This is a genomic window from Acidithiobacillus ferriphilus (assembly GCF_018854775.1).
Classification (GTDB): Bacteria; Pseudomonadota; Gammaproteobacteria; order Acidithiobacillales; family Acidithiobacillaceae; genus Acidithiobacillus; species Acidithiobacillus ferriphilus.
Genome location: NZ_JAAZTY010000146.1, coordinates 1 through 13,458, shown reverse-complemented (window position 1 = coordinate 13,458; position 13,458 = coordinate 1). Strand labels below are relative to the sequence as shown.

Annotated in this window: 7 protein-coding genes; 2 read left to right on the top strand and 5 right to left on the bottom strand. The window is 56.8% G+C overall.

The window, feature by feature from the left end:
* The first annotated feature begins 83 nt into the window (after window positions 1-83).
* Together recB and recD are read left to right on the top strand one after the other, a co-directional pair.
* The gene (gene recB, locus HF921_RS10325) at window positions 84-3,695 is read left to right on the top strand and encodes an exodeoxyribonuclease V subunit beta (protein ID WP_226834459.1); all 3,612 of its coding nucleotides are present in this window, start codon (window positions 84-86) and stop codon (window positions 3,693-3,695) included.
* A gap of 8 nt (window positions 3,696-3,703) precedes the next feature.
* Complete coding sequence (gene recD / locus HF921_RS10320; protein ID WP_215893772.1) at window positions 3,704-5,644, top strand: exodeoxyribonuclease V subunit alpha; 1,941 nt, start codon at window positions 3,704-3,706, stop codon at window positions 5,642-5,644.
* 985 nt (window positions 5,645-6,629) lie between these two features.
* Here the strand turns inward: recD and HF921_RS10315 are convergent.
* From HF921_RS10315 to HF921_RS10295, 5 genes are all read right to left on the bottom strand, one after another.
* The gene (locus tag HF921_RS10315) at window positions 6,630-7,208 is read right to left on the bottom strand and encodes a cytochrome b/b6 domain-containing protein (RefSeq protein WP_064219889.1); all 579 of its coding nucleotides are present in this window, start codon (window positions 7,206-7,208) and stop codon (window positions 6,630-6,632) included.
* 199 nt (window positions 7,209-7,407) lie between these two features.
* Entirely contained in the window at window positions 7,408-9,807 is a 2,400-nt protein-coding gene (locus HF921_RS10310) for a TonB-dependent receptor (protein ID WP_215893771.1), read from the bottom strand.
* A 194-nt stretch (window positions 9,808-10,001) separates the two neighbouring features.
* On the bottom strand, window positions 10,002-12,407 hold the full coding sequence (locus HF921_RS10305; protein WP_215893770.1) for a TonB-dependent receptor: 2,406 nt from the start codon (window positions 12,405-12,407) through the stop codon (window positions 10,002-10,004).
* 29 nt (window positions 12,408-12,436) lie between these two features.
* Window positions 12,437-12,838: an ExbD/TolR family protein gene (locus tag HF921_RS10300; protein WP_215893769.1), complete on the bottom strand. Its 402-nt coding sequence runs from the start codon at window positions 12,836-12,838 to the stop codon at window positions 12,437-12,439.
* A partial coding sequence (locus HF921_RS10295) for a MotA/TolQ/ExbB proton channel family protein (protein ID WP_215893768.1) occupies window positions 12,838-13,458 on the bottom strand: 621 nt, incomplete at its 5' end. The genes HF921_RS10295 and HF921_RS10300, both read right to left, overlap by 1 nt.

The window sequence follows — 13,458 nt, the reverse complement described above, 5'->3', positions numbered from 1 at the left end:
CGCATTGGGTCCCGGCAGCGCGGCTTCGCTGACTATGCCGAAGCCCTCTACCGCCCCTTCGCCGACTGGCTGGAAACCCTGGAATGGCGGGCGCACCCATGACCACGATCCTCGACCCCCTGCACCTGCCCCTGCACGGCAGCCGCCTCATCGAGGCCAGCGCCGGCACCGGCAAAACCTGGACCATCGCCGCCCTCTATCTGCGCCTGATCCTTGGACACGGCGCAGAGGGTGAGCGCTTCGCACGCGCCCTCCTGCCCGAAGATATCCTGGTGATGACCTTCACCCGTGCCGCCACCCAGGAGCTCAAGGAGCGTATTCGCGACCGCCTGCAAAGTGCCGCCCGATATTTCCTCGGTTCAGACCACGCGACACCTCCGGACCCCTTTCTCGAAACGCTGTTGGCCGACTACTCCAGCCCCAAGACCCGCGCCCAAGCCGCGCACCAACTGGTCCTCGCTGCCGACGCCATGGATGACAGCGCCATTTTCACCATCGACGCCTGGTGCCAGCGCACCCTGCGCGAGCACGCCTTTGCCACCGGCAGCGATTTCCGCGAAACACTGCTCCTGGATGAAACGGATCTGCGCGACGACGCCGTGCGCGACTTCTGGCGGCAGGAAATCTACCCGCTGAGCGAACCCGCCCTCAGTGAGGTCATCCAACTCTTTTCCAGCCCCGATAAAGTCCGGCAAGAAACAGAAACCCTGTGCAGACTCGATCCGCCCCTGCCTGCCCCCAAATCTACGCTGGCGGACTGGCTGCCCGCTGCCGTCACCGCGCCCCGGCGGCGGCTCGCCGCCCTCAAGGCGCAATGGGCGGCGGAACATGATGCTTTTGCGGAATGGTTGTTAGGGCTCGTAAACGGTCCCAAAGCGAACAATCCATTGAATGGTAATAGCCTAAGCGCGGCTATTGTCACCCGAACCCTCGCCGCATTGCGTGATTGGGCTGACCATTCCGATATACTGATCCCCGACGAACCGGACAAATGTCAACGCCTTTCTGCCAGCAAACTGCCCGACTATTGCAAGAACAAGCCGCCTCTCGTCGTTCACCCCGCTGCCGAGCTACTGGATACCCTGCTCAGTGAATTAGAGGCCATCGCTCAACAATTCACCCAACTGTACGGCGAAATTCGCAGCCACGCCGCCGCCTGGATCAACGCCCGGCTGAGCCAGCTCAAGGCCCGGAGCGGGCAGGTCAGCTTTGCCGACTATCAGCAGCGCCTCGCCGGGGTACTGCACGACAAAACCCAGGGACCGGCACTCGCCGCCCGCCTGCGGCAGAAATACCCCGCCGCCCTCATCGACGAGTTTCAGGATACCTCCGCCCTGCAATATCAGGTCTTCGACGACATCTACCATGCCGCCGACAACGACCCCGACACCCTGCTTCTGCTCATCGGTGACCCCAAACAGTCCATCTACGCCTTTCGCGGCGCCGACATCGACAGTTATTTGCAAGCCCGTCGCCTGACCGAGGGCCGCCACTACGCGCTCGGCATCAATTATCGCTCCAGCCACGCACTGGTCAGCGCCCTTAATACCCTCTATACCGCCGCCGAACACGACGACCCTCAAGGCGCTTTTGCCCATGCGGCGCCGGGCGCCGACAACCCGCTCCCCTATCAGCCGGTGCAGGCCCATGGTCACGAAAAACACTGGCAAACAGCCGGACAGCCCGCCCCGGCGCTCACCTTCTGGGCGGCAACGGAGTCACTCACCAAGGACCATTACAAGGCGCTGCTGAGCGAGCAGACAGCGGAATGCATCGCCACCCTGCTCGCCGACCCAAGCGCGGGCTTCGCCGCAGATGGAAAAGATCCAAAGCCTGTCCAGCCCAAAGACATCGCCATCCTCGTCCGCGACCGCCATGAAGCCGCCAGCATCCGTCAGGCCCTCAACCGCCGTCAGTTACGCAGCGTCTTTCTCTCGGCGCAGGATTCCGTCTATGCCAGTGAGGAAGCCCGCGAACTGTTCCTCTGGCTGGAAGCCGTCGCCGAACCCGAAGATGCCCGCCGCCTGCGCGTCGCCCTCGCCCTGCCGCTGCTGAGACAGACCCTGAGCGCCCTGGATGCCTTTAATCAGGACGAAGCCGCCTGGGAGGCGCAACTGGAGCAATTCCAGGACCTGTCCCGGCAATGGCGGCGGCAGGGCGTGCTGGCCATGCTCCACCACGGCATCCACCAGTTCGGTATCGCCGCCCGCTTGTTGACGCAGCCCGAGGGCGAACGCCGCCTCACCAACCTGCTCCACCTCGGCGAACTCCTGCAACAGGCGAGCGCCACCCTCGACGGCCCCGAAGCCCTCATTCGCCATCTGCGCGAAGCCATCGCGGCCGGGAGTGATCAGAGCGGCGCCCACATCCTGCGCCTGGAAAGCGATGCCGAGCTGTTGCGCGTAGTCACCATCCACGCCGCCAAAGGCCTGCAATATCCGCTGGTATTCCTGCCCTTCATCGCCACCAGCAAAGCGGCCAGGGCCAGTCCGTTCACCGTCACGCACAGCGCCGAAGGGCAACCCACCATCCGCTGGGAAAGCGGCGACACGGCAGCCGCGGAAAGGGCACGACTGCAGGAAGATCTCCGCCTCCTCTACGTCGCCCTCAGCCGCGCCGAACACGCCCTCTGGCTGGGTCTCGCGGCACCCAAGAACGCGGGAACGCCGATTTTTGCAAACAGCGCCATCGCCCACCTGCTGGGCAGCGAACGCCCCGCCCGTGATCTCGCCACCTTGCTCGAAGACTGCGCCCGACTTTCCCCCGAAATCCGCGTCGAGACGCTCGCGAACGACATCCCCACGACGCTGGCCGTGCAGCACTGCAACAACACCCTTGATCCGCCTGCGGAATATACCGCCAGCTTCGAGAAGCACTGGGGCGTCGCCAGCTTCTCCCATCTGGTGCGCGATCTCGCGGCCGACCCATCGGCGCCACCGACACCCCGGCGCGCGCGGACCGGCGCTCCCTGGCATCGCTACCCGCAAGGCAGGAATGCCGGCAGCTTTCTCCACGACCAACTGCAACACCTCGCCCAGAACGGCTTTGCCCAAACCGGTCAGGACCTCTTTGCCGAACGATTGCACAAGGCCTGTACTCAGGCCGACCTGAGCAATTGGGCCGAGGAAACCGCCGAATGGCTGCAAGCCATCGTCCACAGCCCTCTCGCCCCCCTGCCGACAACCCTCCACGACCTTACGGATTATCAAAGCGAAATGGCCTTCTGGTTTCCCAGCGACGCCCTGCGCAGCGATGACCTGGACAGGCTCTGCAAACAGCACATTTTTCCCGGCGCAGAGCGCCCCAAACTCCCCCAGCGCGTCATCCACGGCATGATGCGCGGCTTCATGGATCTGGTTTTCAGCCATGCCGGACGCTATTACGTCCTCGACTACAAATCCAACGTCCTCGGCGGCGGCGATGCGGAGTACCACGCCGAAGCCCTGCGCGACGCCACTCTCGGCCATCGCTATGAGTTGCAATCCAGCCTCTATCAACTGGCCCTGCACCGTCTGCTGCGCCAGCGCATGGGCAACAGCTACCGGCCCGCAACGCAGCTCGGCGGTACCCTTTTCTTTTTCCTGCGCGGACTGCGAGGACCGGAGCAAGGCATGCTCCATCTTCCCGCCGATCTCGCCCTGCTCGACGCCCTCGACGGCCTGTTCGGCCTGCCGCAGCGTATAGCCCAGCCATGAGTAAGCCCATGACCTCAACCATGATGGACCAACTCCGCACCTGGACTGAGGAAGGCTGGCTACGCCCCCTCGACCTCGCCTTTGCGCAGTTCCTCATCCGCCTGGACCCGCAGGCCCCGGCCCTCCTGCCCCTGGCTGGCGCCCTCCTGGCGCGCCTCGAAGGGGAGGGGCACACCTGCGTCGCGCTAGATGACCTCCTCAGCGCGCCCGAACGCCTCCTGGACTGGCCCGCGCCGGAGCTCGCCACGCTGGCGACCGCGCTCGGTGACTGGCCCCACGCCGCCGCATGGACAGAAACCCTCGCCCAGAGCCTGTGCGTGCAGATCACCGAGCGCAACACATCCGACCCGGCAAACAGCGCAGAAACACCCCTGGTCCTCAGCGTCGCCCGCCTTTATTTGCGCCGCTACTGGCGCGATCAGCAATTCATCGCCGAAACGCTGCGCCAGCGTGCCCAACAGCGCGTCGCCGATACCGTCAACCCCGAGGTCTTAAAACCCTGGCTGGAGCAGCTTTTCCCGGCACCTGACGAACCCGGCGATGAACTCCCCTGGCAAAAAATCGCCTGCGCCCTCGCCTTGCGCAGCCACTTCGGCATCATCACCGGCGGCCCCGGCACCGGCAAAACCTACACCGCAGCCCGCTTCATGGCCTTGCTCATGGCGACCAGCAGCACCCCCCTGCGCATCGTCCTCGCCGCCCCCACCGGCAAGGCCGCCGTGCGCATCGACGAATCTCTGCTGAGCGCCGTCAACACCCTTCCGCAATTGGGTCCGAGATCCGATATGGCCGCCGCCTTCGCCCGCCTGCGTCCGGCGCGTACCCTGCATAGCCTGCTCGGCGCCCGTCCCGAAAGTCGTCGCTTTCACCACCATGCCGCCAATCCCCTCGAACTCGACGTACTGGTGGTGGACGAAGCCTCCATGATCCATCAAGAGATGATGGCCGCCCTGCTCCGCGCTCTGCCGCCCACGGCCCGCCTCATCCTCCTCGGCGACCAGGACCAGCTCGCCTCCGTCGAAGCGGGCGCCGTGCTGGCCGAGATCTGCCAAGGCAGCGGTATGTACGATGCCGAGACCTGCCACTATCTGCAGGCCAGTTGTGGTGCCACACCGCAGCCCAACGACAGCAGCACCAGCCCCCTTGCATCAAGCATCGTCCGCCTGCAACGCAGTCACCGCTTCAACGCCGAAATCGGCGCTTTGGCGGATGCCGTCCACGGCGGTCACCCCGAAACCGCCATCCGCATCCTGCAAAGCGCGCAGACCAGCACTCTCGCCTGGCAATCCGCCCCCACCATCCACCAGATACTGAATCTCGCCGGCACCGAGACCGCCCATGGCCGCGTCTGGCAAGCGGCGGGGCAGCCGCCGCCAAAAGACCCGCAACAACATGGCGCGTGGGTCAAGGCCATCCTCAAGGACTATGCCGATTTCCGCATCCTCTGCGCCTTGCGCCAAGGCCCTTGGGGCGTCACCGGCATCAACCGCGCCATTGAAGACCATCTGCAACGCCAGGGCATCTTGCAGAGCCACGGCCTTTGGTATGTCGGTCGCCCCACCCTCGTCACCCGCAACGACCCCGGCCTCGGTCTCAGCAATGGCGATATCGGCATCGCCCTGCCCGACCCGGATAGGCGTATGCGCGTCTATTTTCCCAACAGCGACGGCCCGCCCCGCGCCATCCTGCCCAGCCGTCTCAACCACAGTGAAAGCGCCTGGGCCATGACCGTCCACAAGGCGCAGGGCTCCGAGTTCGCCCACACCGTACTCGTCCTCCCGCCGGAAGACAGCCCGGTGCTCAGCCGCGAACTGCTCTACACGGCCATCACCCGGGCCCGCACATGCTTCACCCTCATCGCTCCCCGTGCGCGCCTGGAAAACACCATTCAACGCCAGACGCGGCGCATGAGCGGGCTACATGCGGCTTTGCGCAACGCCAGACATTGAACGTCACCGGCATTATTTCGCAATATTGTCGGGCAAGACGCCAAAAACGCTGGATTTGTCGCCAGGAATCTGGCGTATTGATAAATTTAACTCCCAATGGACTGTCCTCAACAAAAATCCTCAGGGTCCGCTGCGTTTCGCCAGCAACCATAAGAATCGACTATTATCACAGCTTGCAGCAAGGCCAATTAACAACTTGACATTCCACCTGCTTAATTGTTTTATTGGGCCATGGCAGGCGCGTGGATGAAGCGAACTGCTGAACGCTTTATTAGCAGAAAGCGTCACAATGCGACTTTTTCAGTCATTGTATGGAGGGAATTTTATGGGTACCATGAAGCGCTATAGGCGGTTAATTTATGTAACGGCATTATTTTTTGTTGGCGCATCCATGCTTTCTGGCTGTATAGTGGCTCCGCCGTATGGAGGCTATTATGGCGGCCATTACGGGGAAGGGCGCGGCGGGTGGCATCACGGTGGAGATGACTGAGATTACAACCCGTCCTGTGCAATGCGTTAAATAGTGGCAGCCTGACATTGTTAACGCCTCTTTTCTTAAACATACGGAATCCTATGAAAAAACATCTAGTTACAACACCGTTATTGCTCTTGGGGCTCACATTCTTCGTTGCCCAAAGCGCGCTTGCTGACGACCAGAATTATGCTCCTGGTTACTATATGACCCCGCAGGCCTACTATGGCCAACGTTCAGACTATAGATCCCATGATCAGCGCCGATACAGAGATGGTGAGCGACACAGAGAAGATCGGCAGTATGAGCATCGAGATTATCATCGCCGCGACCATTAGGCAGCTTAAGCGGACACCCAGTAATTTTACCTTATGACACGACGAGTTCGGCCCGGCTTTTTCGCCGGGCCGAACTCTGTATCTGAATACATCCCCACAGCCGCAGAGAAATCACGCTACTCAAATATACCGTCCCCAGGGCCGGCGACTACCGGAGCATTCCTGGGGAAACCTACTATGGTCTGAATATGCGCAGAATGGCTGGAGATTTTGCGGCATGAAGCGTGGCCATGCCGATATGACCCCACCAGTACAACCAGACAAATGACGAAAGAAAATCATGCAGTTTCTTGGGAATCTGGTAGAAACTTATGGGGGCCGCCACTCCGTAATTTGGGATCAAGAAAAACATAATAAACCCTAAGAGGGCCATACCAGTCACGGCAAGCAAACCGAGACCATGTATCATGCCCGGTAAGCCGCCACGCATTCCACTGGGTGGCAACCTTCTATCCGCCAGCCCTTTTATATCTCTGCATATATTTTCCAAATACTCGCCACTGTACGGGAAAAGGTGTGAACGTATGCTTTTGTTATAGAAAACCTGGGTCCAGAATGCGATAACGATGATCGTGGCGAACATGCCAACCCACATGTGGGCATGAAACAATAAGTGCCGGAATGGAAGCTCGCCAAATTTTTTCCATATGGCCTTCATGTCGAGCTCGCTGAACAGCAGAAAAGTCACCACCAGTGCAAATCCCACATGTATCCATCGCGTACTTCTTGGCCAATCTTGAACACTTTCAGACATAAAAACTCCGTAACTATTATGATATAAACTATATAATAGAGCTGATTATTTACAGATCAAATCTTAACAGATGACGTCGCACGTTGCAATCATCAAACCGTTTTTTCATATTGCTGAATTGTTAAAACCATCTGCTAAATTATGGCACCATAATTTGTAAAAATGCACCGCGTCACCGGACGCAGTGCATTAAAATAACTTAGAATTTGGCCGATACTGTCATAAAATACTGCCGGGGAGCGCCCGGATCAGCCAGAATGGCACCAGTACTGTTACCGCCGAAATACCCGCCACTGGTAATGTACTCAATGGGGTTATACCGTGCGCCAAAAAGATTGTATATCCCCACAGAGAGCTTCACGCCTTTCAGAGTCGGTACGTATTGATTCAAACGGGTTGTTTTTATCCCAAGGATAAGGTTGGAGACGTTGTATCCCGGCTGCTTCTGATGCGATGGCGCACCGGTCACGTTGTTAAAGAGATACTGTGAACTCGTATACTGGTCCACAAACTGGGGGGAGAATAGAAAACCATGATAGTAGTACCGATAATCAATACCCGCGCTCATGGTAAGGTCCGGGCTATAAGATACATTGGCGCCATGCAACGTCGTACCCCCACCCTGCGGAGTGTATGAGGCATAGTACGAATGGTTGAATGCCAGATTAGCGAACAGGTGCCAGTTCCAGGAGGGATTGTCGGCAATCGCGACATTTACGCCATTCACCACCGCGTTCGCCGATGCAAATTTGGTTTGGGCGATGTTACTCAGATAAGTCGCTATGGTCTCATTGGCCAAATGATCATAGTAGTAGTTGATGTTGAATGTGAAATTATGAAGCATCATCCAGTTATGCACCATAAACTTGGCTCCCACTTCATAATCCGTACTTTTTACCGGCTTCAAGCTATTGAAGTCAATGCCGCCGCCGTGGCTGTTATAGGCCCCAAAATTATTGTCCGTGGGATTTTGATAAGACTGGGCATAACTGGCATATACTGAACCCCACTTTACCGGAGCAAAACGGACGCCGACCGAAGGTTCAAGGCCAGATATGGTGTCCGCAGAGCTATTGATCAGCGTCTGATTCTGAGCGCCGGCAGGAAGATTGGTGAATACCTGGTTCCCGTTATTATACATTTGGGTCTGGTACTGGACTGCGGCAATGCCCGGCGTAATCTTGAAGCCGGAAAACGGCGTGATCGTGTCTTGAATAAAGCCCGTCAAATAGTTGTTATACAGCACATCACTATTGTACTGACTGGGAAACGACGGACTGGTGCCGAGAAGCGTGTTGTATCCTGCATAGGGCGTGGTGAATTGTTGGTGAATCCATGACCCACCTGCTTTCAGGAGATTCATCGGCAGATGCCAGTCAAAATACAGCTTGTCTCCATAGGTGTCTGATGTCGGATTGTAATACTCGGAGTTCGCGCTATTCCCTGGTATATAATTATTAATGCGATAATGCACCCGGTGGCCATGGCGATACCACGCCAACTCATGTAGCGTAACGTCTTTACTGAGGTGGAGATTCAGCTTGGAATACAGCATGTAGTCTTGTACCTTCAACTGCTTAAACCAGATGGACTCCGGCAGTGATGCGTAATATCCACTGGTCTGCTGACTATACAAAGGCGCATTGGCGTTCAGACCTTGGGTAGTGATGCCCTGTATGGGGGTCACCGGGATAAAATTAGGCCTGAACTCGCGCGAGCTATCCACATAACCGCCGAGGCTGAAGGTGCCACGCCTGAAGGTCTTCACCGCCTTACCAAAATAGGCAAAGGACTGGGCTGGGGCCCTGAACGAACCCGTACGGAAGGTGTTGTTTTTCGTATAACCTCCGGCCAGAACAGCGGACCAACCATCATACATCCCCGTTTTGAGATCGAAGTTGTAGCCGAGCGTGCCGTTACTTCCGAATGAGGTGCCTATTTCAGCACTTGGTTTTACAGATGGCTGCAGCGGTATGAAGTTGATGGTACCGCCGATACTGTCGAACCATCGCCCGGCGGGATTTCCGGGACCATAGGTCACGTTGATGCCATGGATCATCTGTAGGATCGGAATTTCGTTGGAATCCCAACCACCATTGTGTGAAATCAAATTGTTCATGGGGATCCCGTCAAACAGCACCGTCAAGCCATTGCGCTCGACGTCGCCATTCACCGATGACCAACCGACCTTCACGCCGCGCACGGCGATTTCATAACGCGCGGTCGATGCGATGCCACCATAGCCACGGACAGCAATACCGGGTGCCAGAGAGAGCGCTTGTGCAGATCCTGCGGCGGGCCCGACCCCTTTGATTTCACGCTTTCCGAGTACCGCCTGAGATTGGGTGGATTTGAATATTTTCTTTTTCGTCAGCTTACCATCGGTGCTGGCTAGCGCTTTGGCCGAATCAGAAAGCGCGTTTGCTGAAGCGCTCACTTCACCAACACTGGTGGATTTACTGCTCGCATTTTGCACCTGATAAACGTTACCTCCAGGCACCGTGTCGGCACCAAAAGCCGTTGTTATGGTACTCAATGTACAAACCCCCGCAGTACACATTGCGAACAATAACGGGTTAATAAAAAACCGCTGACTCATTTTTGGCTCCTGTGTAAAAAGATGCTCGCATAAAATTCATGTGATGCCACCATGTTGCTCATGCAACAAACAAAATACTACAGGAGAATTATGACACTCATATTACGCTACAATGACCATAATATGACGATATGACAGCCAAAATCCGGGGCGAAATATTCCTTCGCCCCGGCTGGCTGTATTACGTGGTTATGCTAAAATGAAGCGTTTACACTGACATAAACCGCACGTGGCATACCTGGTTCCCCCAGGAGTTGACCGGATACCCCGTAATAGCCGCCACCGGAAATGTACTCGTAATTGTTGTACTGCTTATTGAGAAGGTTGAGGACGGTCAAATTCACGGAGGCATCATGCATGCCGGCAAACAGATATCTTTTGGATACCTTAACCTTCAGTGAGGCATTGAATATACCAAAACTGGGCAATTTCTGACGGGTGGGGGCTCCGGTGTTGTTATTATAAATATCCTGCACGCCAGTGTACTGCCACCAAATTCTCGGTTCATAAAGGATACCCGAATTATAAATCTGGTAGTAGGCACCAATGTTGGCGGTCTGCGCCGGCACATTGGAAACCGGAAGTCCGGCGTAGGACACCCCATGGCCTGTAGTATAGCTTGCGTAAGCAGCCTTTTCGAAGCTCACGTTGGAAAACAGGTACAGATTGTACAGCGGATTATCCTGCATCGACAGATTGACGCCGCTGAATACTGATGAACCGGAGGCGAAGCGCGAGTAAAGGTGGTTCACCACCGGGATCGGGATGATTTCGTTGGTGTCATCCAGGTGGTAGTAATTCGCATTGAAGACCGCCCGATGCAACAGCCCATAGTTTTCGACATATGCTTTTACACCGAGTTGATACTGTGTCGACTTCTGCGGCTGCAAAGTGGAGGTTAACTCATGGGCATAAGTTCCGGTAGCGCCGGCCGGTGCCTTATAGCCCGTGGCATAGTTGCCATACAGCGCAATATTAGGCGTCACCTTATAGTTGACACCGATCGAGGGCTCGAACTCCGTGAAATTCGTTGACGAGTTCGGTTGATAATCGCCATTATGACCGATCATATTGGCCACACTCGTGGGGAACTGGGCGGCGGTGTTGTTGACGAAGTTGGTTTGAAATGAAACCACACGCACCCCAGGGGTAATGCGCAGGTTGTGGAAGGGACGGATGACGTCCTGAACAAAGGCTGCAAGATCCGTCATATAGAGATATGAACTGTGGAACGCGCTGGGCAGAGAGAAACTGTTGTACACCGGCGCGCCATTCATGGTCACGTTATTCCCGGCATTTGGGCTGAACGAGTTATATGTTGCCACCTGATTCTGATTATAGAAATCCAGCAGGGAATTATATTTAGAATTCAGAAAGTAACCACCGAACGCAATGTGATTGTACGGCGCATTTACCGTGAGGTAGAGCTTGTCTCCATAAGTATAGCTGGAGGCATTGTAATACTGGTTCAAAACATTTGGGCTTTGGCCAAGATTGTTATAGTGCAGATGTTGGCGATTTCCATACCGATACCATAACAGATTATGAATTTCCATACTGCGTGAAAGATGCTGCTCGAATCTGGAATAAATCAGATAGGTTTTTATAAAGGCTTCTTTCCAGTAAACGGAATATGGTAAGGTCGTATAAAATCCAGTGGTCTGTTGACTATATATTGGCCCCGGATTGACATTCCCTGTATTAGGATTGACCCCATAGATCGTGACGTTAGGGTTCGCAGCGACCGGAATGGGTACAGACCGGTAAGCTACCGATCGAGAGACATAACCTCCGAAGCTGATGTGGCCACCATTAAACGTTTTGCGTATCTTCCCGTAATACGCATAGTTGTTTCCAGGATTGTTGAAGCCATACCCATTCAAATAATTTCCGCTACTACCGACCCCTCCCGCTATGATCCCTGACCAACCATCGTGCTCGCCAGTACGAATATTGAAGTGGATACCCTTGGAACCGAAACTTCCATAGTACATGCCTATGGATGCTCCGGCCTTTTTGGTGGGTTGCAGCGGCGCAAAGTTGATGGATCCGCCGATATTATTATACCAGCGATTCAGCGGATAACCTGGGCCGTAGGTGGCGGTAATGCCCTTGATCATGGACATCTGCGGCAACTCTGAGGCTTGCCAGACGCCGTAGGCGGGATCAATCATGGGCACACCGTCGAAGGTGACCATGACCGTGCCGTCATTCGCATTGCCCGCGATGTTGCCCCAGCCGGTCTTCATGCCGTTGATGCTGATCGATGAGCGCGGCGCGCCACTTGGGCCGTCGGTTACGACATTGATTCCCGGCGCCACGGCGAGCGCCTGGGCGGCGCCACCCGCAGGGCCCGCCGTGGCCATCTGGCGCTTACTGATTACTTTGACCGATTGAGTGGAATTAAACACCTGTTTTTTGGTGGGGAGATGGCCCAGCGTATCCAGGGCGCCCGTGCTAGAGGACACCTCTCCGACGTTGACGCTGGACGAGGTGGCTGGAGCGGTTACGCCAGCGGCAAATGCGATGCCTGAAAGGCTGCATAGACCGGCAGCGAGCAGGGCACTGTAAATCGGATGGTGATGGTGGTCGGATTTCACGGCTATGCTCCTGTCTAGTTTTGAGGAAGTTATTTCGCGGTTTTTGCGGCAATACCAATATCACTGACCCCGGCCTTCTGGCAGGCGTCCATGACGTGAACAAAGTCTTGAAACGGTACGGCTTTATCGGCGGCGATGGTGATCTGGGTCTTGCCGGGGTTGCCGTCACGGGTGAGCAGTTGCCTGAGACCGGCAAGATCATAGTGCTGCCCCTTGACCGCCACCGTCCCATCTTTCTCGATGTTGATGGTGTAATGCGGATGCGGCAGCAGCTTCGCCTGACTGGAGGCGGGCAACTGCAAGTTCAGCCCCTTGTCCGGGATCATCTGTAACGTGATCATGATGAAGAACACCAGCAGAAAGAGCATGATGTCGATCATCGGGATGATCTCGACCCGGCCCTTCCTCTGTTCGAAATAGCGCCGTTCCATCAGCCCGCCCTCGCCACGGTCGCTGCCATCTTCGGCATCGCGGTCTGGATATTCCCCGCGCCGTCGGTGATCGGGTGTCCGTCCATGCGGTTGAGCAGCATGGTCTTTACCGAATCCAACTGCAGCAGAATTTGCCGCACCTGATTGTTGAAGGCGTTGAAAGCCACCAGGCCGGTCATGGCAATGAAGAGACCGGTGGCGGTGGCGACCAGGGCATCCGCCACCCCGCCCGTCACCGCCGCCGGTGCGTGTCCTGGTGCGGCCAATACGGAGAAGGCGTGAAACATACCGATGATGGTGCCAAAAAGTCCCAGCAGTGGTGCCAGGGTGATGATGGTGTCCAACACCCATAGGCGACGATCCAGTTGCGGCGCCATGACCAGGATGCTCTCCTCCAGGCGACTGGCAAGTGGATCGCCCTGCACGTGTCCAGAGTGGCTCGCCGCCGTTTGCAAGAGCGCCGCCTCCGGCAAATCGCCTGCGGCATCCGCGAGGGTTTGCAGGGCACTGCGGTCCAAGCGTCCGTGCTGGGCGAGCTCCTGCACAAAAACGGTGCCGCGCAGGATGGTGCGACGCAGATACCAGAACCGGTCGACAATAACGCCAAGGGCAAGCACAAG